At 70.3% G+C, this 25,330-nt stretch carries 24 protein-coding genes and 1 pseudogene; 15 read left to right on the top strand and 10 right to left on the bottom strand.

Annotation, left to right across the window (positions count from 1 at the left end):
* The 11 genes and pseudogenes from HV826_RS23535 to HV826_RS23585 all read left to right on the top strand — a co-directional run.
* Window positions 1–215 (top strand): annotated as a pseudogene (locus tag HV826_RS23535) (hypothetical protein); the annotation flags it as partial.
* A 15-nt stretch (window positions 216–230) separates the two neighbouring features.
* Complete coding sequence (locus tag HV826_RS23540) at window positions 231–716, top strand: ATP-dependent helicase HrpB (protein ID WP_176419256.1); 486 nt, start codon at window positions 231–233, stop codon at window positions 714–716.
* A 10-nt stretch (window positions 717–726) separates the two neighbouring features.
* On the top strand, window positions 727–1,530 hold the full coding sequence (locus HV826_RS23545) for a flagellar M-ring protein FliF (RefSeq protein WP_176419257.1): 804 nt from the start codon (window positions 727–729) through the stop codon (window positions 1,528–1,530).
* Window positions 1,531–1,645: 115 nt separating this feature from the next.
* A complete protein-coding gene (locus HV826_RS23550; RefSeq protein ID WP_368670977.1) occupies window positions 1,646–2,029 on the top strand; it encodes a hypothetical protein in 384 nt (127 codons plus the stop codon).
* A gap of 147 nt (window positions 2,030–2,176) precedes the next feature.
* Complete coding sequence (gene sctQ, locus HV826_RS23555) at window positions 2,177–3,322, top strand: type III secretion system cytoplasmic ring protein SctQ (RefSeq protein WP_255208260.1); 1,146 nt, start codon at window positions 2,177–2,179, stop codon at window positions 3,320–3,322.
* Between the two features lie 8 nt (window positions 3,323–3,330).
* Window positions 3,331–3,747 carry a hypothetical protein gene (locus HV826_RS23560; protein ID WP_176419259.1) on the top strand — a complete coding sequence of 139 codons (417 nt, stop codon included), beginning with the start codon at window positions 3,331–3,333 and terminating at the stop codon, window positions 3,745–3,747.
* The gene (sctR, locus tag HV826_RS23565; protein WP_176419260.1) at window positions 3,744–4,475 is read left to right on the top strand and encodes a type III secretion system export apparatus subunit SctR; all 732 of its coding nucleotides are present in this window, start codon (window positions 3,744–3,746) and stop codon (window positions 4,473–4,475) included. Before HV826_RS23560 ends, sctR begins: the two co-directional genes overlap by 4 nt.
* Before the next feature lie 4 nt (window positions 4,476–4,479).
* Complete coding sequence (locus HV826_RS23570) at window positions 4,480–4,749, top strand: flagellar biosynthetic protein FliQ (RefSeq protein ID WP_011555600.1); 270 nt, start codon at window positions 4,480–4,482, stop codon at window positions 4,747–4,749.
* The gene (locus HV826_RS23575) at window positions 4,746–5,540 is read left to right on the top strand and encodes an EscT/YscT/HrcT family type III secretion system export apparatus protein (RefSeq protein ID WP_176419261.1); all 795 of its coding nucleotides are present in this window, start codon (window positions 4,746–4,748) and stop codon (window positions 5,538–5,540) included. The genes HV826_RS23570 and HV826_RS23575 overlap by 4 nt, the downstream gene beginning before the upstream one ends.
* Complete coding sequence (locus HV826_RS23580; protein ID WP_176419262.1) at window positions 5,537–6,586, top strand: EscU/YscU/HrcU family type III secretion system export apparatus switch protein; 1,050 nt, start codon at window positions 5,537–5,539, stop codon at window positions 6,584–6,586. The genes HV826_RS23575 and HV826_RS23580 overlap by 4 nt, the downstream gene beginning before the upstream one ends.
* Window positions 6,583–8,649, top strand: a complete 2,067-nt coding sequence (locus HV826_RS23585) for a flagellar biosynthesis protein FlhA (protein ID WP_176419263.1) — start codon at window positions 6,583–6,585, stop codon at window positions 8,647–8,649. Before HV826_RS23580 ends, HV826_RS23585 begins: the two co-directional genes overlap by 4 nt.
* A gap of 11 nt (window positions 8,650–8,660) precedes the next feature.
* On the opposite strand, the gene HV826_RS23590 is transcribed toward HV826_RS23585, so the two are convergent.
* The 6 genes from HV826_RS23590 to ligA form a co-directional block, all read right to left on the bottom strand.
* Window positions 8,661–9,014, bottom strand: a complete 354-nt coding sequence (locus tag HV826_RS23590; protein ID WP_163782702.1) for an HU family DNA-binding protein — start codon at window positions 9,012–9,014, stop codon at window positions 8,661–8,663.
* Window positions 9,015–9,139: 125 nt separating this feature from the next.
* Window positions 9,140–10,537: a YhjD/YihY/BrkB family envelope integrity protein gene (locus tag HV826_RS23595; RefSeq protein ID WP_176419264.1), complete on the bottom strand. Its 1,398-nt coding sequence runs from the start codon at window positions 10,535–10,537 to the stop codon at window positions 9,140–9,142.
* A gap of 344 nt (window positions 10,538–10,881) precedes the next feature.
* Window positions 10,882–13,644 (bottom strand): Rne/Rng family ribonuclease, encoded by a 2,763-nt coding sequence (locus HV826_RS23600; RefSeq protein WP_176419265.1) that lies wholly within the window; start codon window positions 13,642–13,644, stop codon window positions 10,882–10,884.
* Between the two features lie 551 nt (window positions 13,645–14,195).
* Entirely contained in the window at window positions 14,196–14,639 is a 444-nt protein-coding gene (locus HV826_RS23605) for a DUF3052 family protein (RefSeq protein ID WP_176419266.1), read from the bottom strand.
* Complete coding sequence (locus tag HV826_RS23610; RefSeq protein WP_176419267.1) at window positions 14,636–14,935, bottom strand: acylphosphatase; 300 nt, start codon at window positions 14,933–14,935, stop codon at window positions 14,636–14,638. Before HV826_RS23610 ends, HV826_RS23605 begins: the two co-directional genes overlap by 4 nt.
* Window positions 14,936–14,938: 3 nt before the next feature.
* On the bottom strand, window positions 14,939–16,957 hold the full coding sequence (gene ligA / locus HV826_RS23615) for an NAD-dependent DNA ligase LigA (protein WP_176419268.1): 2,019 nt from the start codon (window positions 16,955–16,957) through the stop codon (window positions 14,939–14,941).
* A gap of 417 nt (window positions 16,958–17,374) precedes the next feature.
* On the opposite strand from ligA, the gene rho reads away from it, so the two are divergent.
* Both rho and HV826_RS23625 read left to right on the top strand, forming a co-directional pair.
* On the top strand, window positions 17,375–19,003 hold the full coding sequence (gene rho, locus HV826_RS23620; protein WP_176419269.1) for a transcription termination factor Rho: 1,629 nt from the start codon (window positions 17,375–17,377) through the stop codon (window positions 19,001–19,003).
* 25 nt (window positions 19,004–19,028) lie between these two features.
* A complete protein-coding gene (locus tag HV826_RS23625; RefSeq protein ID WP_176419270.1) occupies window positions 19,029–19,343 on the top strand; it encodes a hypothetical protein in 315 nt (104 codons plus the stop codon).
* A gap of 3 nt (window positions 19,344–19,346) precedes the next feature.
* Here HV826_RS23625 and HV826_RS23630 read toward each other — a convergent pair whose 3' ends face one another.
* The 4 genes from HV826_RS23630 to HV826_RS23645 form a co-directional block, all read right to left on the bottom strand.
* Window positions 19,347–20,573 carry an AI-2E family transporter gene (locus tag HV826_RS23630; protein WP_176419271.1) on the bottom strand — a complete coding sequence of 409 codons (1,227 nt, stop codon included), beginning with the start codon at window positions 20,571–20,573 and terminating at the stop codon, window positions 19,347–19,349.
* 121 nt (window positions 20,574–20,694) lie between these two features.
* Window positions 20,695–21,153 (bottom strand): hypothetical protein, encoded by a 459-nt coding sequence (locus tag HV826_RS23635; RefSeq protein ID WP_176419272.1) that lies wholly within the window; start codon window positions 21,151–21,153, stop codon window positions 20,695–20,697.
* Window positions 21,154–21,211: 58 nt separating this feature from the next.
* The gene (locus HV826_RS23640; protein ID WP_255217377.1) at window positions 21,212–21,658 is read right to left on the bottom strand and encodes a hypothetical protein; all 447 of its coding nucleotides are present in this window, start codon (window positions 21,656–21,658) and stop codon (window positions 21,212–21,214) included.
* Between the two features lie 16 nt (window positions 21,659–21,674).
* The gene (locus tag HV826_RS23645; RefSeq protein WP_176419273.1) at window positions 21,675–22,430 is read right to left on the bottom strand and encodes a glutamine amidotransferase; all 756 of its coding nucleotides are present in this window, start codon (window positions 22,428–22,430) and stop codon (window positions 21,675–21,677) included.
* Window positions 22,431–22,633: 203 nt separating this feature from the next.
* Here HV826_RS23645 and HV826_RS23650 point away from each other — a divergent pair, with 203 nt between their 5' ends.
* Both HV826_RS23650 and HV826_RS23655 read left to right on the top strand, forming a co-directional pair.
* The gene (locus HV826_RS23650) at window positions 22,634–24,097 is read left to right on the top strand and encodes a glutamine synthetase family protein (RefSeq protein WP_255208261.1); all 1,464 of its coding nucleotides are present in this window, start codon (window positions 22,634–22,636) and stop codon (window positions 24,095–24,097) included.
* Window positions 24,098–24,120: 23 nt separating this feature from the next.
* Window positions 24,121–25,305 (top strand): iron-containing alcohol dehydrogenase, encoded by a 1,185-nt coding sequence (locus HV826_RS23655; RefSeq protein ID WP_176419274.1) that lies wholly within the window; start codon window positions 24,121–24,123, stop codon window positions 25,303–25,305.
* The last annotated feature ends 25 nt before the right edge of the window (window positions 25,306–25,330 follow it).

Below are 25,330 nucleotides of genomic sequence, written 5' to 3' on the forward strand. Positions count from 1 at the left end.
GCGCGGCGGGCGCGGGGGCCGCGGCGGGCAACCAGGAGGCGTGGGACCTGCTGGAGGCGCAGAAGGTGCTCGCCGCGGAGGGCCAGAAGTTCAACATGGCCTACCTGCAGCTCCAGAACGAGATGCAGAAGGAGAGCCGCGAGCACACCGCTGTCTCCAACATCATGAAGGTCCGCCACGACTCCGCGAAGGCGGCCATCAACAACATCCGCTGAGGAGCGACACCAGCCATGGCCATGGACACGTTGGGGCCGGTGGGAGGAGTGGGCGCGTCGCCCGCGGTGGAGCCCAGCCGGGAGCGATTCAGCAAGGTGTTGGATGAGGTGACGGGGCCCGCGAAGGGCCCTGGGGTTCCGGTGGCCACGGAGGGGCCTCCGAAGCCCGCCCCCACGGCGGCGCCGCGGGGTGTCTCCCGGGCCGAGGGCGTGGGCCCCGCCGCGCCGGGCTGCGCGGACGTGAAGCCGGGCACCCGGGTGGACTCGGTGCAGGCGGCGCGAGCGCAGCAGGCGGCGCAGGTGTTGGACAGGGTGGGGCAGGCGCAGAAGCGGTTGGACCACATCCTTCAGCTGGCGCAGTCCGGCCGCAGCTTCACGCCCGCGGAGTTGCTCGCGTTGCAGGCCCATGTCTACCGGGCGAGCCAGGAGCTCGACCTCGCCGGCAAGGTCGTCGAGAAGGCGACCGGCGGCGTCAAGCAGGTCCTCCAGACCCAGGTTTGAGGAGCACCCGATGCATTCGCTTTTCCGTCGCGCTGTCTTCGTCCTCCTGCTCGTGAGCGTCACGGCCTGCCGCGAGCGCATCCAGCATGGCCTGGATGAGCGGCAGGCCAACGAGCTTCAAGCCGTGCTCGTCGAGCGAGGGCTCGACGCGCGCAAGGTCCCCGAGGCGGGCAAGAAGCCTGCGTGGTCCATCGAGGTGGCGGATGAGCACGCCTCGGACGCGGTCCGCATCCTGTCGGAGCTCGGCTTGCCGAGGCCGAAGGAGGAGGTGGGGTGTGACGTCTTCGGCGGAGGCGGGCTGGTGCGCACGCCGTTGGAGGAGAGCGTCTGCCGCGTGAGGGTGATGGAGCGGAGCTTGGAGAAGACGCTCCAGGCGGTGGAAGGGGTGCTGCTGGCGCGCGTCCACCTGGTGGTGCCCGCGCCGCCGAGGGTGGGACAGGCCCCGGGTCCATCCAAGGCGTCGGCCCTGCTTCGCGTGGCGCCGGGTAATGCGGCGCGGGTGCGGCAATCCTCCGAGACGTTGAAGGTCCTCCTCTCGGGGGGGGTGGAGGGCCTGTCGCCGGAAGCCGTCTCGCTGTTGGTGGACGAGGTCTCCACCCGAGTAGAGGCTCCGACGGTGGTGGGCGTGTCGCCGCTGACCCGACTGCGAGCCCTCTTGGCGGTGCTGGGCCTCATGGTGACGGGCCTGTCGGTGGCGCTGGTGCTGGTGACGCTCCGGATGCGGCACTACCGCGACCGGACGCCGACTCCGTCCGCGCCGCCTGGACCGGCACGGCCCGTGTTGTCACCGGGACCGGCGCGGAAGGTGGCGTGAGCGGTCCATGGGGCGCGAACGCATGGAAGTGACACGCGTGGGGCGCAAGCCTCGGCCCGGTCGGAGCTCCGCGTCCGTCAGGGCGGCTGCGCCGACCGAGGAGGTGCCCCGTCTCGTGGGCCCCTTGCCGATTCCACTCGAACGCCTCGCGCTCGTCGCGTGGGTGCTGGGGCGGGAGCGGGCGGGCGCCCTGCTGGGCGAGCTGGGCGAGGAATCGGCGGTGCGTGCGCGGGAGCACCTCCAGCGACTGTCCGCGCTGCCCTCCGCGCAGCGACAGGCGAAGGTGGCGGTGGAGTTCGGCGAGCGAGCGGATGCCGCTGCCCGGCTGCGGCGCCTCATGAGTGACGCGCCGCCCATGCTTCGCCGGGAAATCTTCCGGCGCCTGCCTCCATACCACCGGACCTTGTTTCCCGATGCGAGTCTGGCGCAGCAGGCGTCAGAGGCGCCTCCGGCGCAGGGGGCGCTGGCCGAGCGCCTGATTCGCGAGGCCACGCGCTGAGTCTGTCAGCGGCGCCGTCCCGGCCCGCGTACCCGGCGTCCCGCGCGCGGATGCCTGGCCCTCCCAACCCCGCGACTCCACGAGCCTGGCCTCTGGCGGGGGGCCTGCACAGGTGGGGTGCGTCCCGATGCAGCAGCGGAGCCATGGATGAATACCCGTATCGAACACGCCTCCAGCCGGAAGGTCCGCCCCCTGCGCCGCTTGGGAAGGCGCCGGCTGACTCGGGCGCACCTCGTGCTCGCGGAGCGCCCCCAGGCCGCGAGCCTCGGGCGGAATGCGCTGGAGGCGGTGACGACGGCCCTGACGCGGGAGCTCGGCTGTTCGGTACACGCGGAGGCCCGCTTTCTGGAGTCCGTCGTCTCGCCTTCGGCCGGACTGGGCGAGCCCGCGATTTTCGCGCTGCTGGAGCTGTCGGCGGTGGGAGGGACGGCGGTGTTGGAGCTGGAGCCCGCGCTCGCCTTCATGGGGCTGGAGCGCATCGCTGGCGCGGGGCAGCGGCCCGGCGTGGTGACGGAGCTGGCCCGGTTGGAGGAGGCGACGCTGGCCTATGTCCTGCTAGTCGCGCTCTCCGCGGCGCGGGCGGCGGGCGGGGCAGCTCCGTGGCTGGGGCCGCGGCTCGCGGGCGTGACGATGTCCAGGTCGGACGTGGTGGCGCGCTTGGACCCTCGTGAGCCGCTGGTGGGCATCGAGTTGATGGTGACGGTGGGCGAGTCGCGCGCGGGCGCGCGGCTGCTGCTGCCGTCACAGGTGGTCCAGACGGTGTTCCAGGCGCTTCCGGTGGAGCGTGCGTCGGGCATCGCGACAGAGGTGCTGGCCGCCTCGCTGGAGGCCCGGTGTCTCGTCGGCCAGACGCCGCTGTCCGCGAACGCGGTGGACGCGCTCGTGGAGGGGGACGTCGTCGTCTTCGAAGGCGTGCGCAAGCAGTCCGGCCAGCTCTTCGGGCCGGGCCGGCTGGTGACGCGCGGATTCGCGCTCTCGGGAGACTTCCTCGCCCAGGGCTTTTCACTGACCCGCGCGCAGGGGCGCGGGATTCCCCAGGAGTCGGACATGGTGGCCGTGAACAAGCAGGAGGAGGGCATGCCTCCGCTGCCCGTGGATGTGGAAATCGAGCTGACGCGGGTGATGATTCCCCTGTCGGAGCTCGCGGCGCTCAAGCCGGGCGCGCTGCTTCCCCTGCACATCAACGCAAGTGAGCCGGTGGTGCTGCGTGTGGGAGACCGCGCGGTGGCCCGCGCCGAGTTGGTGGAAATCGAGGGCGAGGTCGGCGCCCGCGTCCTGGCGCTGCTGCCGTGAGTCCCGTCATGAATGCACAGCGTTTCGTACATTCGCCGCGCTCGCGCTTGTTGTTGGCGGGGGCATTGGTGCTCGGGTTGGCGGTGCTGGGCCCGGTGGCTGGGGTCTCCACCACGGTGGTCGCGCGGTGGCTGCTGGGCGCTGTTGCGCTGGCCGTGCTGGGGTGGTGGTGGCACCGGCGGGGCGCTGTCGTCACGGGCGCAGCCTCGGCGCCACGGCTGACTGTCGTGTCGCGAGCGGGGCTGTCGCAGCGGTGTGGTGTGGCGCTCGTGGAGGTGGATGGGCGCGGCTACCTGGTGGCCTTCGGTGACGCGTTCGCGGAGATTCGCGAGACGGCATCACCGGCGCCGGAATTCGGCCGTGTCCTGGCGCAGGCCCGGCGGCCCATGCCCCGCACGATTCGGGGCAGGCGGGAGGGGCCATGAGCCACGGCTTGCTGGGAGCGCTCCTGCTGGTCCCCGCCGTGGCCGCCGCGGCGGAGCGCTCACTGTCGCGGATGTCGTACGCGGGCAGTCCCCTGTCGATGATGGGCATGCTCGCGGTGATGTCACTGTTGCCGTTCGCGGTGCTGATGCTGACGAGCTTCTCGAAGATTGCCGTCGTGTTGTCGCTGGCCCGCTCGGCCATGGGCACGCAGCAGGCGCCGCCCACCATCGTGCTGACGGGCCTGGCGGCGGTGCTCACCGGGCACATCATGGCCCCGGTGATGGAGCGCATGTATGACGCGGGGCAGGTGGCCTACGCCGAGGTTGCGTCGGGCTCCGGCGCGGAGATGCTCTCCGCGGCGAGCCGGGTGTCGGAGCCGCTGCGCGCCTTCCTGGTCAAACACGGGAGCGCTGAGGAGCGGGCGCGCTTCGTGGACCTGGCGCGCGAGCTGCGGCCGGTGGAGGAGCTGGAGGCGGTGCGGGAGACGGACCTCTTCGTCGTCATTCCGGCCTTCGTCCTCACCGAGCTGAAGGAAGCCTTTCAGATTGGCTTCCTCGTCTTCCTCCCGTTCCTCGTGCTGGACATGGTGATCGCCAACGTGCTGCTCGCGTTGGGCATGCAGACACTGTCACCCAGTCAGGTGAGCCTGCCCTTCAAGATTCTCCTCTTCGTCGCCGTGGATGGCTGGTCGCTGCTCGCGCGGGGCCTCATCCTCGGCTACCGGTGACGAAATGACCCAGGACGTCTTCCTCACCCTGGGACGTGAGGCCCTGCTGTTGATGGTGATGGCGTCGCTGCCGCCGATTGGCGCGAGCCTGGTGGTGGGGTTCTTGTCGAGCCTCTTCCAGGCCACCACCCAGCTTCAGGAGTCCACGCTGTCGGTGGTGCCCAAGCTGTGCGCGGCCGTCCTGGCGCTGGTCCTCGCCGGGCCCTGGATTGCCGGGCAGCTCACGCGGTTCACCCACCAGCTCCTGATGCTCATCTCCGAGGTCGCGGCATGAACCTGGAGCCGCTTCGCGCGTGGCTCGAGTCACTGGGGCCGGACATCGTCGTGGTGGCGCTGTGTGCCGCGCGGCTGCTGCCCATGACGTTCCTGTGTCCGCTGTTGGGCGGACAGGCCACGCCGACGATGGTCCGACTGGCCCTGGTGCTGTCCCTGTCGCTCTTCCTCCGGGTGGAGGCGGGCGTGGCGCTCGATGCGCCCGTCACGTCCTCGGTGGCCCTGGGAGGCCTGGTGATACGCGAGCTGCTCTACGGCACGTCCGTGGGGCTGGTCGCGGCACTCCCGTTCGATGCCGCGCGCATGGGGGGCCGCTTCATCGACCTGCTTCGTGGCACCTCCGCCGAGGCGAGCCTGCCCCTGGCGGGGAGTCGTGAGTCCGCGGCGGGGGAGGGGCTCTACCATCTGCTGGTGGCGCTGGTGGTCTCCGGCGGCATGTGGCCGCTCGTCATCTCCAGCGTGCTACGCGGGTTCGGCGTGGTGAAGCTCGGCGCCTTCGTTCCCACCGAGGCGGCCACGCTGCAGGTCGTCCTGCTGGCGGGCGCGGCCATGGCCACGGGGCTGGCGGTGGGGGCGCCCATCGCGGCGGCGGTGCTGACCGTGGACTGTTTCCTGGGCATGGCCTCGCGAGCGGCACCGCAGGTGAATCTGCAGGAGGTGGGGGCGCCGCTGAAGATTCTGGGCGGGGGCGCCTTGTTGTGGCTGGGGACGGGCGTGCTGTGTGAGCGGCTGCTGGCGGGCGTCCTGTCCGTGGAAGGCGCGCTGTCGCTGCTGGGGGAGGTGGCGCGGTGAGTGGGGAGAAGACGGAGAAGCCCAGCGCGAAGCGCCTTCGTGAAGCACGGCGCAAGGGGCAGCTTCCCCGCAGCCGTTTGCTGAACGCCAGCGCGGTGACGGCGGGTGGCTTGTTCGGGCTCACGGAGGCCGCTCCGGTGGGCATGGCGAGGCTCCAGGCCTGGACCGAGCACCTCTTCCTTGGACAGCAGGACCTTGGGGCGTGGCAGGAAGGCCTCTGGATTGCCGCGCGCTTCTGTGGCCCGGTGCTGGGAGGCGCGTTCGCCGCTGCGTTGCTCGTGTCCTTGGCCACGGTGGGCCTGGACGCCGACCTCCAGCATGTCGAGCCGAAGCTGGAGCGCATCAGTCTCGTGGCGGGCGTGCAGCGGCTCTTCAGTTGGCGCCCCTGGGTGGAGCTGGCGAAGACGCTGCTGATTGTCTGCCTCGTGGGGGCGCTCGTCTGGAGCGATGCGGAGGCGTCTGCCCCAGACGCGATGAAGACCGCGTGGTTGGGTGGTACGGAGGGCCTGCGCCTGGTGGTCGCGCACGTGTCCGGGCTCGCGGGCCGGCTGGCCTGTTTGATGGTGGTGCTGGGCGTGGGGGACTACGCGCTGGCCTGGCGGCGCCACCTCAAGGACCTGATGATGACTCGCGAGGAGATGAAGCGCGAGTACAAGGAGAGTGAGGGCGACCCGAGGCACAAGGGCCATCGGAAGGCCCAGCATCGTCAGCTCGCGCAGGGCGGCGCGGCACGTGGGGTGCAAAAGGCGACCGCCATGGTCGTCAACCCCACGCACATCGCGGTCGCGCTCCGCTACGACGTCGACGAATGCGAGGCGCCCTACCTCGTGGCGAAGGCCCGGGAAGGGGATGCGCTCGCCCTGCGGGAGCAGGCACGCCGGCTCGGCATTCCGGTGGTGCGGGACATTCCCCTGGCACGCAGCCTCATCCACTACGACGTGGGCGAGCCCATTCCGGAGGAGCTGTACCAGGCGGCGGCGGTCGTCCTGCGCACGGCGATGGACGCGCGGGAGTTGGACGGCCATCCACGGAGACAGACGTCATGAACCCCCTCATGAAGGTATTGCTGAAGGCCCGAAGCTCCTCGGACGTGGTGCTGGCGGTCGCCATGGCAGCGATTCTGGGCGCGCTCATCATCCCCTTGCCCGCGTGGCTCCTGGACGCGGGGCTCGCCGTCAATCTGGCGGCGGCGGTGGCCCTGCTGGTGTCCGCGCTGCGTGCTCGGGACGCGTTGCAGGTGACGTCGTTCCCCACGCTGTTGCTGTTCACCACGCTGTTCCGGCTGGCGCTCAACGTGTCCTCCACACGGCTCGCGCTCGCGGAGGGGCACGCGGGAGACGTCATCGAGGCCTTCGGTGAGTTCGTCGTCCGAGGCGACTACGTGGTGGGCACGGTGGTGTTCGCCATCCTCACGCTGGTGCAGTTGCTGGTCGTCACCAAGGGTGCGGAGCGGGTGGCGGAGGTGTCCGCGAGGTTCACGCTGGACGCGATGCCCGGCAAGCAGATGTCCATCGACGCGGACCTGCGCGCGGGCGCCATCGACCAGACGCAAGCCCGGCGCCGGCGGCGGGACCTGGAGCGCGAGTCACAGATGTTCGGCGCCATGGACGGCGCGATGAAGTTCGTGAAGGGGGACGTGATTGCGGGCCTGGTCATCGTCGCGGTGAACCTGCTCGGAGGAACCGTCATTGGTGTGCTGCAGGGAGGCATGCCCCTGGCCGAGGCGGCGTCGACATTCGCGCTCATCGCGATTGGTGACGGGCTGGTGTCCCAGGTCCCCTCGCTGTGCATCGCCGTGGCCGCGGGCCTCGTCGTCACCCGGGTCGCCTCTGAGAAGGAGGACGACACGCTGGGGGCGGAGATTGGCGCCCAGTTCTTCGGAGAGGCGCGGACGCTCTGGGTGGTGGCGGGCCTGTGCGTCGCGCTGGCCCTGATGCCGGGAATGCCGCACGTGACGTTCCTGCTGCTGGCGGGAGGCCTGGGCGGGCTGGGCCACGTGCTGAGCCGGCCGGGTGGCTCGAAGGTCGAAGAGAAGGCCGGCGCGCCCGAGGAGGGCGTGGCGCCTGGCGCGGCGGGAGCGCCACCGGAGAGTGCAGCGTCGCCCGTGGGGGTCTCCCCGCTCACGCTGGACCTGGCGCTGGACCTGACGGTGCTGGCGGAAGCGGAGGGCTCCGCCTTCGTCCACAAGACGTTGAACGGCGTGCGGGACGAGCTGTTCTTCGAGCTGGGGGTTCGGGTGCCAGGCCTCCGGGTGCGCACGCAGGCCGCCTACCTGGGGCCTGGTGAGTACCGCGTCCTGGTGGATGAAGTCCCGGCGGGCGGAGGGCAGGTGCTGCCCGAGGCGCTCTACGCGCTGGCGCCTCCGGACGAGCTGGCATTCCTTCAGGTGAGCGCGGAGGCCGCGACGGAGCCCTCGAGTGGGAAGGTCATCAGCCGCATTCCAGAGTCGGCGCGAGTCCTGCTGGAGACGGCGCAAGTGCCGCTGCGGCGTCCGGGTGAGCTGGTCGCGGACCACGTGCGCGCCATCCTGCGGGTCCGCGCCGCGGACCTGCTGGGGCTGCAGGACGTCCAGGGGCTGCTGGAGGGGTTGGAGGCGCAGGCGCCCGTGCTCGTGAAGGAGGCGCTGCAGAAGGTGCCGCTGCCGCTGCTCACGGACGTGCTCCGCAAGCTGCTCCAAGAGGGCGTCAGCATCCGGGACTTGCGAGCCATCCTGGAGGCGCTGGTGTCGCCGACGACGGAAGGGGATGCCGTCGCGCTCGCGGAGCGCTGCCGGCAGGCGCTGCGGCGTTACCTCAGCCACAAGTTCGCGCCCACCGGGCCGCTGTACGCGTACCTCGTGGACCCGGAGGTGGAAGAGGTGCTGCGCGGCATGGGCCCGCGAGGCCTGGCGCCCGACCCGGAGCGGGTGGCGGAAATCCTCGAAGGCGTGCGTCAGGTGGCCACCGAGGGACGGGCCGTGCTGCTCACCGCTCCGGATGTCCGGCGGCCCCTGCGCAGGCTGTGCGAGGGCGCATTCCCGGAGGTCGCGGTGCTCACCTATGGCGAACTGGACGGAGCCCTACAGATTCGCCCCATCGGTCGGCTGTCGCCGGTGGCGGTGGGGCGCTGACGGAGCTGGGCTTAGAGCCCCGTGCCCGTGTTGCCCGGCCCCTTGCTTTCGGGAAGCGAGGGCAGCTCCGTCTGGGCCTGCTGGGGCGCCGGACGGTTGACGCGGTCGCGCAGCTCCTTGCCCGTACGGAAGAGCAGGCCGCGCTTGGGCTTCACCGGGATGACCTGGCCCGTCTTCGGGTTGCGGCCCTGGTAGCCCTGGTAGTTCTTCACGTGAAAGGCACCGAGCCCGCGAATCTCGATGTTCTCGCCGCGGCAGAGGGCATCCTTCATCGACTCGAAAATCGTCTCGACGGTGGCCTCAGCCTGCTTCTGCGTCACGCCCCTCTTGGCCACGAGGATGTTGATCAGATCGGACTTGAGCATCGGACGCTCCCGCAAACCCGGTGACCCCTTGGAAACAGGGCGCTCTGGCCCGTGGTCGAATCCTGAAAACATAACAGAACACTTCCTTCGTGCAAGCAGGGTGAGCTTCCAACCACCCAGAACCTCTACGGATTTCCCCCTGCGGCCACCCTGGGCGGTGGTGCGGGAGCAGGCTCGGCCAGTCCTGGACGGAGCGGCACCACCAGGTCCAGCCATCGGGTGCGACGTAGCAGGTCGACCCCGGCGCAGTCAGCTGCCTGGAAGAGGGGCTCCATCTGTTCGAAGCCGGGCGCCCGTGGCCCGCTCCAGCCCTCCGCGCCCCCGGTGAGCATCACACCGTGCACGGCAAGCGTGGTGTCCGCCAGCGTGAGGGCAGCCGGGTCCTTCGCGGGACGCAGGCCCCCTTTGCGGAGGCGCTCCAGCAGCTCGGCGGCCACCATGCGGTCGACGACCTCGTGGACAAGCGACTCGGGGACGCGCAGCCGCGTCGCCAGCTCACGGGGCGAGGGAGGCTGCAGTCCGTCCACCCAGGCCAGGGTGGCCTCCTGGGCGACGCGGGCGGCGACCAGCTCGTGCGCGCGCGGGTGGCTCCCAAAGGCGAAGAGGGAGTGCCGGAAGGCGGTGTGCTCCACGGCATAGGAGAGCCGGGCGCCAAAGAGCACCAGCAGCCAGCTCACGTAGACCCAGGCCAGGAACAACGGGAGCGCGCCGAGCGAGCCGTAGAGGGGGTTGTACTGGAAGCTGCGCTCCGCGAACGCGGCGTACACCTGCTTGGCGAACGTCCACCCCAGGCCGGCCACCAGTCCTCCGGCGAGCGCGGACCGGACGCGGACATGCGCATAGGGCGTCCAATAGTAGAGCAGCGTGAGGCTGGTCACGGTGACGAGCGTGGTGCCCAGCAGGATGAAGGCGCTGGCGTAGGGCGCGTGGCTCTGCAGGAAGACGCGGACCTTGCCCGTTCCGGAGAAGGACAGCGCGAGGAAGAAGGGCCCCACGAGCAGGAGGCCCGAGTAGATGAGCAGCCGGATGCGCCACGGCCGCTGCCTCCGGATGCCCCACAGCTCGTTGACGGCGCCGTCGAGCTGCCGCAGCAGCGAGCCGGCGGACAGCAGCACCGCCAGGAAGCCCACGCTGCCCATGGCGACGGTGTGCGTGGGGTTCAGGAAGCGGTCAAGGAACTGGGAGGACTTGCCGCGGACCCCGGGGTTGAGCACCTCGCTGACGACGAAGCGCAGCTTCTCCTTGAACTCCTCCTGGTGGAAGGCCGTCAACAGCACCAGCGCCACCGTCAGGAGGGGCACCAGGGAGAACATGCTGACGTAGGTCAGCGCGGCGGCACGGAGCCGGAGGTTCTCCCCGCGGAAGCCCTGGGCCACCGTCTTCGCGGCCAGGAAGGTGTCCGTCGCGAACAGCCCCACGGGCGTGTGCCGCACGGGCGCCCAGAGCCGGGTGGCCTGGGTGGACAGCCGCTCACGGAGGTGACGGAGCCAGGGCAGCGGCGTCAGCTTCACCAGTTCCCTCACGAGGCCCGGCCGCGCCAGGCGCGGGCCTGACGGAGGCGGAGGGAACGTGGCCCCAGGAGGGGCGATACGTGCTCGGAGCGTGTGGACATCATCCGTGTGACATGGCCGGCCCGTGAGGCGGGAGCCGCCTTGGGGCATGGACGCTCACGCTAGCGAATCCACGGCAGCCAGGGCCAGCCCACCCCGGTTCGAGGTAGCTGGCCAGCGTACACAAGCCGACACGGAGCGGGGCTTGGTGTGCACCGGCCAGCGACTTCCGCCAGGCCCCGCCGCCGGCTCCCAGCCCCGTCCATGAATCCACAGGGAGGGCAGGGCGCCGACGACTGACACGGCGGAAGGAGAACTCAGGTCGTGCCGCCTGAAGGCTCCGAACCACCACCCGAGGACGGAGGCGGCGTCGAGCCACCAGCGCTCTCGCCTCCACCGGACGCGTTCTGCGAGCCGCCGCGCTCTCCACGCCGCTCGCCGCGCTCGGAGCGTTCACCCCGCTCGCCCCGCTCGCCGCCGCGCTCGGAGCGTTCGCCACCGCGCTCGGAGCGTTCTCCTCGCTCCCCACCTCGCTCGGAACGGTCGCCCCGCTCGCCACCCCGGGGACGCTCTCCCCCCCCACGGCCCTCGCGGCGGCCCTCGCGACGCTCTCCGCCCCGCTCACCGCGCTCGTTGCGCTCGCCGCCGCGCTCACCGCCCCGGTCCCTGCCTCCGCCGCTACCACCGCCGCGGCGGCCCTGTTCCTGGCGGCCGAAGCCTCCGCCATTGCTGTCGGGCTTGCGCTGCTGCATGGCCAGCTCGCCATCACCCGAGCCGGGCGACGAGGCCACCTTGTGCTCCGGGCCGGAGGCCGAGCGTCCGTAGATGTCGTACTGCTCGCGGTGGTAGTTCTGCTGCGCCTTGACCTGGATGGACTTGTTGTACCGGTCCATCAGGTGCCGCAGCTCGTTGCGCTCCTCGCCCTGGAGCAGGCGCGCCACTTCCGCGTTGCAGTTGATGACCAGCGTGGAGTCCTTGTAGCCCGGCGCCTCGCGGCGAATCTCCCGGAAGATTTCGTAGGCCACGGTGGTGGCCGTCTTCACGAAGCCGTTGCCGTCGCAGTACGGGCAGTCCTCGTGGAGCATGCGGCCAATGGACTCGCGCACGCGCTTGCGCGTCATCTCCACGAGGCCCAGCTCGGAGATGCGCAGCACGTTCGTCTTGGCCTTGTCGCGGCCCAGCGCTTCCTGCAGCGCCTTGAAGACCTTGTCGCGATTCTGCGCCTTCTCCATGTCGATGAAGTCGCAGATGATGATGCCGCCGATGTTGCGCAGCCGGAGCTGGTAGACAATCTCCTTGGCCGCCTCGACGTTGATCTTGGTGATGGTCTCCTCGAGGCTCTTCTTGCCGACGTAGCGGCCCGAGTTGACGTCGATGGCGGTGAGCGCCTCGGCCTGGTCGATGATGAGGTAGCCGCCGCTCTTCAGCCACACCTTGCGCTGGGTGGCGCGCTGGAGCTCCTGCTCGATGCCGTACGCGTCGAAGACGGTGTCGTCGCCCTCGTGCAGCGCGACCCTGTCTCGCAGCGCCGGGTCCTGCGCGGTGACGAAGCCGAGGATGCGCTCGTACTCCTCGCGGTCATCGACGACGAGCTTCTCCACGTCGTGCGCGAAGAGGTCGCGCGTGGCGCGTAGGATGAGGTCCAGGTCGGGGTGCAGCAGGCCGGGGCCGCCGCGCTTCTCGTTCTTGCGCACCACCTGGTTCCACACCTCGATGAGGAACCGGATGTCGCTCTCGAGCTTCTCCTGCGGCACGTTCTCCGCGACGGTGCGGACGATGAAGCCCGTCCCGGGCGGGCGCAGGCGGTCCACGACTTCACGCAGACGCCGGCGCTCCTTCTCGTTGGAGATGCGGCGGCTGATGCCTACGTGGTCCACCGTGGGCATGAACACCAGGTGCCGGCCAGGGATGGAGATGTGCGAGGTGAGCCGCGCGCCCTTGGTGCCGATGGGGTCCTTGGAAATCTGGACGACGACTTCCTGGCCCACCTTCAGCAGGTCCTCAATCTTGTCGGTGCGGCGCGGCTTGACCTTCTCCTTGTCGTCGTCGCGCTTGTCGCCCCGGCGCTTCTCCTCCTGCGGCCGGCGGCCCTTTTCCTTCTCGCCGCGCTCCTTCTCCCGGCTCCGGGGCTCACGGGCCTCACGGGCCTCGCGCGGCGTGCGGCGCTCGCCGGAGACCTCGGAGGGCTTCGCCGCCTGGGCGCCCTCCGCGGCGGGCGAGGGGATGATGTCTCCCAGCGCGGCGGCCGAGGGGGGAGGGGGCTCGACGGGAAGACCGGTGGCTTCGCCCTCGGCCACTTCCACGGCGGCTTCAACGGGCGTCTCCACCGCGACCGCGGCGGGCTCGGACGCCGCGGCCACGGCCAGCGCCGCCTCGGGCGACTCCACCTGCGCGGCCGGCTCCACGGCGGCCTCGGTCACCTGCGGCTCGGAGGAGGGCGCGGCCACGGCCTCGCCACTCACCGGTGCGGGCGCCGCCTCCACGGGCGCTGCCGTGGACGGCTCGACCGCGACAATCTGCTCCGGCGTGACGGGCTGCGCGGCCGACTCGGCGGCCACCCCTGCCTCCGCCCCGGCTGCCGGCGCTTCCTCCGCGGGCGCCGCCGGCGTCTCCGCGCCCGGCGGCGTCACAGACGGGGCGTTGGCGGCCAGCTCCAGGGCGGTGTCGCGCGGCAGCGACTCGGTGGACGCCGCGGCGGGCTCGAAGTGGGCGTCCTCCGGCTCCGACGCCACGTGACGGGGCGCGTGCCGGGCGGCGGCCTCCGCGGCCTCGGCCTCGGTCTCATCCGGGACGTCCGGCGCATCCTCGTGCTCGCCTTCAGTCAGCTCGAACTGCGCGCGCGCGAAGTCGGGGTCGTAGACGACGTCACTGACATAGAGGAACGCGGCCTTCTCCAGGCCAATGTCCACGAAGGCGGCCTGCATGCCGGGGAGCACCCGGACGACGCGGCCCTTGTAGATGTTCCCGACGACGCCCTTGTCCTTTTTACGCTCGAGGTAGAACTCCGCGATGTGTCCGCCCTCGACGAGCGCGACGCGCGTCTCGCGACCCGCGGCGTTGATGACCAGGATGCTGCTCATGGATGAATCCTGCTGGCGCGCGCGGTAGGGCGGACCTCACCGGACGGGCGGCGGCGAGACGCCGCGCCTCCGAGCGCGCTGCGAAGGGAGAGGCGGCCTCCGGCGGGCCTACAGCGAGCGCCACCGGCCCGGGCATTCCGGGCACGGCTGGGGGCGCGCTGTCGAGGACCGAGGGGACCACCGCCTGCTCCTCCGAGTTCATTGGCGCCCCGCATTGCGACCGGCACCGTGCCGGGCGAGGCCTTGTCTTCACAACGCGTTCGAGCTTCCCCACGACGCACGTGCCGCCCGCTCTTCTATCCACACCCGGTCGGTGCCCATCGTGGGCCACCTTGGGGGGGCGACTGGAGCCTCGGTGCGGCTGACGCGGCCAGAGGAGCCGGGAACGCAACCCGTCAAAATCCCTACCAGACGTTGACCCCCGACAACGCGGGGCGTCACACAACCGTCCAGAAACATGAGGAGTTTTTCACGGCCCCCCGGGTGTGTAAAGCCGAGAAACGGCATCCATTCACTGTCAGGCAGATGCCGGGCGGCTACCCGGCAGGGCGTCAGGCCTGGGCAGGGGCTTGCTTGCGCTCCCCTGGCTTGTCCAGTCGCCCTCGGGGCCGCCGCACCAGCCGGAGGCCTGTCCAGGTGGCGTCGATGGTGCAGATTTTGTTGTCCACCAGACCGATGTCCAGGGCCGCGTGGCGGACGAAGTCCTCGGAGAGGCCCCGGCGGGCATTTTCGCCTCCTGGCCAGCACACCCAGATGCCGCCGGTGAGGGCCATGGCGCGGGCCAGGGCCGGCAGCCGCTGCACCAGCTCCTGCGGGTCCTGGGTGAAGAAGAGGATGACATCCAGGCCCGTCACCGCGGTGATGAGGAACTCCACCCCATCCGGCAGCGGGTTGAGCTTCTGCACGAAGCCCCGCGGCGGGTTGATGACGGAGACCTTGGACCCGGCCCGGATACCCAGCATGGCCGGAAGGGAGGCCAGCGCGTAGGGCGTCATGACGTGCGCTCCACGTTGAATTGACTGAACTGGCCGGTGGCCTCGTCGTCCGTGCGCTGAACGCCCGAAACCCGGGCCTGCGGCGGACCGCGGTGACACCAGCGGATGAATTCCTCGAGCACGGCGGGCTCCCCTTCCACGACGGCCTCCACGGCCCCGTCCGGCCGGTTGCGCACCCAGCCTGTCAGACCCAGGCGTGTGGCCTCAACGCGGGCGCTCTCCCGGAAGAAGACGCCCTGCACCTTGCCTTCGATGCGCAGCGAAGCTCGCCGCGTGCCACTCATGGACCGCCCCATCCTCTAGGCGTTCGTCTGCAGCATCTGCAGGAACGCCTGCTCGTCCAGGATTCTTACCCCGAGTTCCTGGGCCTTCTTCAGCTTGCTGCCCGCATCCTCGCCGGCCACGATGAAATCGGTCTTGCGCGAGACACTTCCGGCGACCTTGCCGCCCCGGCGCTCGACCTCCTCCTTGGCCTGCTCCCGCGTCATACCCGTCATCGCGCCGGTGAGCACCACCGACTTGCCCACGAAGGGGCCTCCCGTGGCGACCTGGGGCGCCGCGGGCGTGACACCCGCCGCCAGCAGCGCGCGGATGGCCTCCTGGTTCTGGGGCTCCTGGAAGAAGGTGTGGATGACCTGGGCCATGATGGGGCCCACGTCCTTCACCCGGGAGATGTCCTCCAGGCTGGCACCAAAGAGCGCCTCCGACTGGGGGAAGGCCTCCGCCAGCGCCTTGGCGGTGGCGTCACCCACGTGACGGATGCCCAGGGCATAGAGGAAGCGGCGCTGCGTGGTCTGCTTGGAGCGCTCCAGTGACGCGACGAGGTTGTCCGCGCTCTTGTCGCCCATGCGCTCCAGCGTCAGCAGGTTCTCCTTGGTGAGCGCGTAGAGGTCCGCGAACGCCTTCACCCTGCCGGTGGACACCAGCTGCGCGGCCAGCTTGTCGCCCAGGCCTTCGATGTCCATGGCCAGGCGGCTGGCGAAGTGGCGGATCTTCTCCACCAATTGCGCGGGGCACGAGGCGCCCGTGCAGCGGATGATGGCGCCGTCCTCGTCCTTCGTCGCCACCGCGTCGCAGACGGGGCAGTGCTTGGGGAACTCGAAGGGGGCGGAGTCCGCGGGGCGCCTGGACAGCACGACGGAGACGATTTCCGGAATCACGTCACCGGCGCGGCGCACGAAGACGGTGTCGCCCTTGCGCACGTCCTTGCGGCGCAGCTCGTCTTCGTTGTGCAGCGTGGCACGTGCCACCGTCACGCCGCCCACCTTCACCGGCTTGAGGTGCGCCACCGGCGTCAGCGCGCCCGTGCGGCCCACCTGGATGCCAATGTCCATCACCTCCGTGGACTCCTCCTCCGGCGGAAACTTGTAGGCCACCGCCCAGCGGGGGCTCTTGGAGACCTGGCCCAGGCGCTTGCGCTGGTCCTCGTCATCCACCTTCACCACCATGCCGTCCACCTCGAAGGGCAGCTCGTGGCGGCCCTTGAGGGAGGCGTCATAGGCCTCGCGCACGCCCTCCAGGCCGTCGGCGCGGCGGTATTGGTTGATGGGCAGGCCCAGCGTCTTGAGGTACTCCAGCTTCTCGATGTGCGTCTTGAAGCCGGGCACGCCTTCACCCGGGACGCATTCGTAGAGGAACACGGAGAGGGGCCGTGCGGCCGTCATGCGCGGGTCCAGCTGGCGCAGGCTGCCGGCGGCGGCGTTGCGTGGGTTGGCGAAGAGCGGCTCACCTTCCTCTTCGCGCTTCTCGTTGAGCTTCTGGAAGTCCTTCTTGCGGATGAAGACCTCGCCGCGCACCTCCAGCACGTCCGGCACCTTCACCCCGTCCTGGGGGAACAGCGACATGGGGAGGCTGCGGATGGTGCGCAGGTTGCCGGTGACGTCCTCTCCCGTGGTGCCGTCGCCCCGGGTGGCGCCCTGGACGAAGGCGCCTTTTTCGTAGCGCAGCGCGATGGCGAGCCCGTCCAGCTTGGGCTCACAGACGTAGGCGACGCCTGGCAGTCCCAGCAGCTTGCGGATGCGCTCGTCGAACTCGATGAGGCCCTGGTCCTCGAAGATATTGGCCAGCGAGAGCATGGGCGCCCGGTGCACCACCTCGCCGAACGCCTCGGCCGCCGCGCCGCCCACGCGCTGGGTGGGCGAGTCCGGCGTCTGGAGGCTCGGGTGCTTCGCCTCCAGGTCCTGCAGCTCGCGCATCAGCGTGTCGTATTGCGCGTCGCTGACCTCGGGCGAGTCGAGGACGTAGTAACGGTAGTTGTGGTGCGCCAGCTCACGGTGGAGCTCACGGGCTCGGGCTGCGGCTTTCTGGAAGTCGTCCACGGTTCGCGGTCCTTACTCCAAAACACGGCGCGGCGGCGCGTGCCTCGAAAGGCGGCCACTCTACGGTTCCGACTGACAAGGTCCGGTCGCCGGCCCCGGAAGGCCCGCACGGCCGGCTGGAAATGAGGGCCCGGGGGGGCGTGTTGCTTAGCTGGAAGCGATGCAACCGCGGCCTTCAAGATGCCTTGACAGGCCAGGAGGGGGTCAATAACGTCCCTCGCGGTTCATGGCGCAGGTGTATCCGACGGCGCCGACTCTTCTCCCAACCACAAGGCTCACGCCCGCGCAGTCCCTTCCTGGGATTCCGGCGGGGCCGTCCTCCTGGAAGGTGCTTCCGAGGGCTGCGCGGACGTCTCCCCCCGCCATTCCACCTGTCCGAGTCCTCGGGCGCATCACTCCTCCCTAAGCGTTACAGACATGCGTAAAGCCCGTACTTCGAGAGAGAAGGCTGCTGACACCGATGTCCCCGTCGAGGCGGACACGGAGAAGCCCCGCCGCAAGCGCGCCGCGAAGACGGTGGAGCGGGACGAGGCCGAAAAGCCCGCCCCGCGCGCCCGTCGCAGCGCCGCCCGCCGCGACGACGAGCCCAGCGCCGAGGTCGAGGAGGCCCCCGCCGAGCCGCCCCGTCCGGTGCTCACCCCCATCTCCCGCCCGGTGCGGGACGACGACCTCCAGGAGGCCCGCATCTCTGGCGAGGCCGAAGAGCCGGCCGCCACCCTGCCGCCGCCTCCGGAGCCGCCCGAAGCCCCCGCCATCACGGAAGTCACCCGCGACGGCGAGCCCATGCAGGTCATCAAGCTCAATGACCTGAAGCGGATGAAGATCACCGACCTCTCGAAGATGGCGCACGACGTGGGCGTCGAGGGGTACCAGGGCCTGAAGAAGCAGGACCTCATCTTCGCGCTGCTGGGCGGCATCGCCGACAAGCGCTTCGAGGTCCACGCGGAAGGCGTAATGGAGCTGCTCAGCGACGGCTTCGGCTTCCTGCGCAGCGCCGACAGCGACTACCAGCCCAGCCCGGACGACATCTACGTGTCCCCGTCGCAGGTGCGCCGCTTCAACCTGCGCCCCGGCGACACGGTGACGGGCCCCATCCGCCAGCCCCGCGAGGGCGAGCGCTTCTTCGCGCTCCAGAAGGTGGACAAGGTCAACTTCGCGGACCCGATGTCGGACGCGGCGCGCGAGCGCATCCTGTTCGACAACCTCACGCCGCTCTATCCGACGCGCAAGCTCAAGCTGGAGCACGAGGCGTCGGAGATGACCACGCGCATCATCGACATGTTCTGCCCCATCGGCCTGGGCCAGCGCTGCCTCATCGTGGCGCCGCCGAAGGCCGGCAAGACGGTGCTGCTGCAGAACATCGCGCACGCCATCAGCCGCAACCACCCGGACGTGTACCTCATCGTGCTGCTCGTGGACGAGCGCCCGGAAGAGGTGACGGACATGGAGCGCAACGTGCGCGGCGAGGTGGTGTCCTCCACCTTCGACGAGCCCGCAACGCGCCACGTGCAGGTGGCGGAGATGGTCATCGACAAGGCCAAGCGCCTGGTCGAACAGAAGTACGACGTCTGCATCCTGCTGGACTCCATCACCCGTCTGGCGCGCGCCTACAACACGGTGGTGCCCGCGTCCGGCAAGATTCTGTCCGGCGGCGTGGACGCCAACGCGCTCCACAAGCCCAAGCGCTTCTTCGGCGCCGCGCGCAACATCGAGGAGGGCGGGTCGCTGACCATCATTGGCACCGCGCTCATCGACACCGGCAGCCGCATGGACGAAGTCATCTTCGAGGAGTTCAAGGGCACGGGTAACTCCGAAATCGTCCTGGACCGGAAGCTGATGGAGAAGCGCATCTTCCCGACGCTGGACATCAACAAGTCCGGTACGCGCAAGGAGGAGCTGCTGCTCGGCCCGGGAGACCTGGTGCGCATCACCGCCCTGCGGCAGGTGCTCCACCCGTTCACCCCCATCGACGCGATGGAGTTCGTGCTCAAACACATGCGGCCCACCCCGTCGAATGCGGACTTCCTCGGGTCGATGAACCGGTAGAGAGTGTCCGGGCAAGGGGTGTCCATTGCTCAGACACGGACGTTTCCGCCTGCTCACCCTCGTGCTGGGGGTGACGCTGGGCGGCGGTGGAGTGGGGTGTGACGGCCTGGAGGACCTGCCGCTGGAGGACGTTCCCCCGGTGCTGTCCGACCAGACGTGTTACTCGGACGACGACTGCGTGGCCAACGCGTGTTGTGGGCTGGGGACCGCCGTCACGCACGCGGACGAAGGGCCGACGTGCGGCGCCCCCTGCACCAGTGGCTGCCCGGAGGGCTCCATCGACTGCGGGCGTTGCATCCCCACCTGCCGTGAAGCGCGCTGCGCCGCCGCCTGTCAGTAGGGCTCAGGCGGCGGGCGGCTGACGTTCGGCGGGCAGCGGGCCGGGCGTGGCCAGGGCCACCGCGGGCGCGGGCTGGGCCATGAGCCGCGCGTAGTCGAAGCACGCCACCAGGACGGACGCCACGGGCACCGCGAAGAGGGCGCCCACCAGCCCGAAGAGCCGCTCTCCGGCGATGAGGGAGAAGGCGACGATGACGGGGTGCAGGTGCGCCGCCTGCCCCATGATTTTGGGGTTGAGGAAGTAGGCCTCCAGCGCGTGGATGCCGATGATCCACGCCAGGATCGCCAGCCCCTTCTGGAAGCCGTCCGCCAGCGCGATGAGGACGATGGGCACCGAGCTGAGGATGGTGCCGAAAATCGGGATGAGGCTGAAGAAGGTGGCGATGGTCGCCAGCAGGAACGCGAACTTCACGCCGAACAGCAAGAGGCCGATGAACGTCAGGATGCCGTTGACGATGCAGATGGTGACCTGGCCGCGCACCACGCCGGACAGCGAGCGGTCGATGCGCTCCAGCAGCTGCCGCGCGTCGGTGGCGTACTCCGGCGGAATCAGCGTGCCGAAGTAGTGGCGGATGGCCTGCGCGTCGATGGAGAAGAACGCGGCCACCATCAGCACGAAGAAGAGCATGAAGACGCCCGTGGCCACGCTGGTGACGATGTTGCGGGACACGTTGACGATGTCGCCCAGGTTCTCCTGCACCAGGATGGACACGCGCTTCACCGCGTCCCCCAGGAACTGCTCCAGGTCCAACGCGAAGCCGAAGGTGCTGTTGCTGCTCTCCGCGTCCGCGCCCTCCAGCGCGCGGTTGGAGAGCGCCACGGGAATGCCCCGCGTGCTGAGCCACGTCTCCGAGCGCTGCGCGAGCTCCTGGACCTGCTCCGGAGTGAGCGTGTTGGCGAACGTCACCGCCTCACGGCTGACGCGCGACAGCTCGCGGTAGAGCTGGGGCGCCAGCGCGACGATGAAGAGGTACACGCCCACGAAGAAGCCGGCGTAGATGAGCAGCAGCGCCGCCCAGCGCGGCACCGGCCGACCGGCCACCTTCACCCGGGAGATGCGTCCCACCAGCGGCTGCACCAGGTAGGCGATGAGCGCGGCGCCCGCGAAGGGCATCACCACCGAGCGGAAGGCCAGCAGGACCAGCGCCATGCTCAGCCACAGCGCGCCCAAGAGGAGCAGGCGCTTGCGTCGGTTGGCGGAGGTGGCGGAGTCCAAAGGCTGCGGCGACATGCGGTCTGGCTTACGGCAGTGCCCTCCCGGTGACAAGGGCCGCCACGCGCGCGCGCCCCGCCCACGTCCTGGGAGGGGGATGGTGCCCATTCAACATTTCACCGGGCGACCTGGTGGCGGCTCAGGCGCTGGGCACCGGGAAGGCGCTGAGCTTCGACTGGAGCCGCACCAGGCAGTCGCGCATGTGCTTGCGTTTGACGCGTCCCTCGGTGGCCTCGCCCAGGCCCAGCATCTGCTCGGTGAGCCAGCGGCTGAGCAGCAGCAGGGGCAGCCGGTCGCCCGGCACCAGGCCCCGCTCCAGGTAGCGCTTGTTGCGCATGTAGTCGTCGTAGGCGTCCGTCTCTCGCGCCAGCTCCCAGTGGGCCAGCCGGAAGGCCTCCGTGTAGACGGCGCCGGACGGCCGGGGCCGGGGCTCCGTGAAGAGCGGCGCGAAGTGGCCCCCGGTGTCCAGGTCCAGCTCCTCGACGGGGGGGGGCCACTGCTGCAGGTCTTTGTGCAGCAGCTTCGCCACCTCCTCCAGGAGGTGCTCCAGCAGGGAAACCGGTTTGAGGTCGAAGAGGTGGTCCCAGCGCGACGCCATGGCTTCTTCTCTACCTCAAATCCCGGCGTCGGCCGTGCCCGCGTCGGGGACGCCCGCGTCACCGTCGCCCGTGCCCGCGTCGGTGCCGCCGTCGTCCGGGCCCACGCCCTGGCAGCAGGGGGGGCACCTGCGCGAAGTAGAGCGCCGACTGGGAGCAGGACACGCGGAGGTCGCGGCGGTAGGCGCTGCAGCCGGTGACGAAGCGGTCGCTCCCGCAGGTCGGCGGGGCCGCGGTCGCCGGGTCGCAGGCCTCCAGGGTGACGGCGCACACGGCGCGGGAGCGGTAGAAGCGCGCGTCATTGCGGTCGCCGGGGACGACGGTGCACGTCGTGCGCTCGGTGCACTCCTGGAGGATGGGGCCGCTGGAGCACGGGCCCACCGTGCACTCCGGCTCGCAGTTGAGCGCTTCCGAGCCGTCACAGCGGGGCGCCTGGGTGCACAAGTCCTCCGAGCACGCGGTGGTGAGCAGGGCGAGGAGCAGGGGCGGCAGGGCGAGACGGGACACGGGGGCCTCTGTCAGGTCAGGGGAAGCGCTCGAGGAAGTTCAGCAGGATTCTACGGCCCGCGGGAGAGGGCGTGAGGCCCGCCAGCAGCTGACGGACATGTTCGCCGGGCGCGGCGCCGCGCGCCACGGAGGCTCGCTCCAGACCCTCCCGGCGGGCCTCGATGACGGCGCGAAGGGTGTCCACGCCGGCCTCCGGATGGAACTGCACGCCGCGCACGTTGGGGCGGAAGGCCAGCGCCTGCGCGGCCGTGTTCGCGTTGCCCGCCAGCACCCGGGCGCCGTCGGGGAGGTGCGAGACGATGTCCTCGTGCGTCGCCTGCACGGTGAAGCGCTCCGGCACGCCGTCGAAGAGCGGGTCCTGCTTGCCGGCCTCGGTGAGCGTCACCTCGACGCTGCCCGTCTCCCTCCCTTGGGGATTGCGTGAGACGCCGCCGCCATACGCATGCGCCAGGAGCTGCTGACCGAAGCACACGCCCAGCACGGGCGTGCCCCGCTCACCGGCTTCCACCATGAAGTCCGCGGCGCGCCGCATCCACGGCGCGGGCGCCGTCACCGACAGCGGCGAGCCCGTCATCATCACCGCGTCGTAGCCCTCCGCGCGCGTGGGCAAGGGTGCGCCTTGGTGCACCGGGACGACGTCGAAGCGGTAGCCGGAAAGTCCAATGGTTTGCAGAAACCACCGGTCGTAGTCGCCGATGCAGACGCGCACCGACTGGGCCGCGTCACCGGCTTTCAGCAAGAGGACGTTCTTCACCGTCGTAGGTTGCCGCATTGCGTTCTCAGTCCTACCGTGTCGTGCCCCGCGTGTCCGTTCCTGGCCAGTCGCAGAGGAGCGCTCCCGTGTGCTTCGAGGTACCCACATGACCGGCGCCCGTTGGCTCACCTGCTCATCCATCGTCCCCAGTCTGTGCATGGCCGGGCGGCGGGTGGAGCCCCGGGCGTCAGGCGTTTCCAGCAAGAGAGGGGATTGAATCGATGCCGACCCGACCCAAGGCGAAGGTCCTGACCCACCCTGCCATGGCCCGCCGGGTTCGCGGCAAGGCGTCGCGTGCGCCCGCGCGAGGTCCGGCGGCGCGGGACGCGGCGAGCATGGACTCGCTGCGCCAGTGGCTGGACGAGAAGGGCATCCAGAAGGTGAAGGTGGGCGCGGTGGACGTCGACGGCGTCTGGCGCGGCAAGTACATCTCCCTGGAGAAGTTCCTCGGCGCCGCCCAGGGCGGCCTGGGCTTCTGTGACGTCGTCTTCGGCTGGGACTTGAGCGACGACCTGCTCGACAACACCGAGGTGACGGGCTGGCACACCGGCTACCCGGATGCCCACGCGAAGGTGGACCTGTCCACCGGCCGCGTCATCCCCTGGGAGCCGGACACCGCGGCGTTCCTGCTCGACTTCGAGAACCCCGACGGCACGCCCTTCGAGGCGAGCCCCCGGCAGCTCCTCCAGAAGGTGGCCGCCCGCGCGCGGGCGCTGGGGTACCTGCCGCGCTTCGGCGCGGAGTACGAGTTCTTCATCTTCAAGGAGCAGCCGCAGAGCCTGCGGGACAAGGGCTTCCAGGACCTGACGCCGCTGACGCCGGGCATGTTCGGCTATTCGTGGCTGCGCACGTCGCTCAACGCGCCGCTGGTGCATGCGCTCATCGACGGGTGCAACGCCTTCGGCCTGGGCATCGAGGGCTTCCACACGGAGACGGGGCCGGGCGTCTTCGAGGCGGCCATCCGCTACGACGACATCGAGAAGTCGGCGGACAAGGCCGCGCTCTTCAAGACGGTGGTGAAGGAGATTTGCGCCCGCCACGGCCTCACCGCGTGCTTCATGGCGAAGGTGAACGCGAAGCTGCCCGGGTGTTCGGGGCACGTCCACCAATCGCTGTGGGATTTGGACGGGGCGAACAACCTCTTCCACGACGCGAAGGCGCCGCGCGGCATGAGCACGCTGCTGCGCCACTACATCGGCGGGCAGGTGGCGCTGATGCCGGAGCTCACCGCGCTCTACTGGCCCACCATCAACAGCTACAAGCGCAGCGTGGAGAACACCTGGGCGCCCACCACCGTGACGTGGGGCCTGGAGAACCGCACCACCGCCCTCCGCGTCATCGGTGAGAACGCCAAGGCGATGCGTGTGGAGTACCGGCAGCTGGGCGCGGACATGAACGCGTACATCGGCATGGCGGTCAGCCTGGCCGCGGGCTTGTGGGGCATCGAGAACGAGGTGGAGCCGCCCGCGCCCTGCGAGGCCAACGCCTACGCGAAGAACGACGCGCCGCCCTTGCCCCGCAACCTCAAGGACGCGGTGGCGCTGCTGAAGGGCAGCGAGCGCGCGCGGGAGCTGCTGGGCGACGGCTTCGTGGACCACTTCGTGCGCACGCGCGAGTGGGAGGTGCGTCAGTACGAGCGCGCCGTCACCAACTGGGAGTTGGAGCGTTACCTGGAGCTCATCTGATGAGCGCGAATGAGGCAGCCGCCATGAAGCCGTTCGACCTTCCCTCCGAGCCGCGCGTCACCGAGATGGCGTGGCCCACGCGCATCGTCTTCGGCGCCGGCGCGCTGCTGCGCCTGCCCGCGCAGGCCCAGCGCCTGGGCATCCAGCGTCCGCTGCTGGTGACGGACGCGGGCGTGGTGAAGGCGGGGCTGGCCGCGCGCGTGGCGGACGTGCTCAAGGCGGCGGGGCTGGCCTGCGAGGTCTTCGACCGCGTGGAGCCCAACCCCACCGAGCGCGACGTCTTCGCGGGCCTGGAGGCGTACCGGAGCCACGCCTGCGACGGCATCGTCGCGCTGGGCGGCGGCAGCGCCCTGGACGCGGGCAAGCTGATTCAGCTCCTCACCACGCACGAGCCGCCGCTCAGCCGCTACGACGACGCGAAGGGCGGCGACCAGTACGTGCGCGATGACCTGCCGCCGCTCATCGCGATTCCCACCACCGCGGGCACGGGCTCCGAGGTGGGGCGCTCGGGCGTGGTGACGCTAGAGGACACGGGCCGCAAGACGGTCATCTTCAGTCCGCACCTGCTGCCGCGCGCCGCCATCTGCGACCCGGAGCTGACGCTGGGGCTGCCGCCGGGCGTCACGGCGGCCACGGGCATGGATGCCTTCACCCACTGCCTGGAGGCGTACCTGGCCAATGGCTTCCACCCGCTGGCGGACGCGGTGGCCATCGACGGCATCCACCGCGTGGGCCGCTCGCTGGAGACGGCGGTGCGCGACGGCAAGGACCTGGCCGCGCGCACGGACATGATGGTGGCGGCGATGGAGGGCGCCATGGCCTTCCAGAAGGGCCTGGGCGCCTGCCACGCGCTGGCCCACGCGCTCACGCCCGTGGCCAACGTGCACCACGGCCTGGCCAACGCCATCGTCCTGCCCGTGGTGATGGAGTTCAACCGCGCTGTTTGTACGGCGCGGCTGGCCCGGGTCGCGGTGGCGCTGGGGGACACGACGCAGGCGCGCGAAGAGGTGCTCGCGGCCAACGCCATCGACCGGGTGCGCAAGCTCAACGCGGCGGTGGGCATCCCCTCGCGGCTGCGCGACGCGGGTGTCCAGGAGAAGGACCTGGAGCGAATCGCCAAGAAGGCCTTCCAGGACGCCTCGCACCTGAGCAACCCGCGGAAGGTGTCGCAGGCGGACCTGCTGGCCATGGCGCGCGAGGCCTACTGAGCCGCCGCCCGCCGGGGGAGGGGCG

It is taken from the genome of Myxococcus sp. AM010 (genome assembly GCF_013372585.1).
GTDB lineage: Bacteria > Myxococcota > Myxococcia > Myxococcales > Myxococcaceae > Myxococcus > Myxococcus vastator.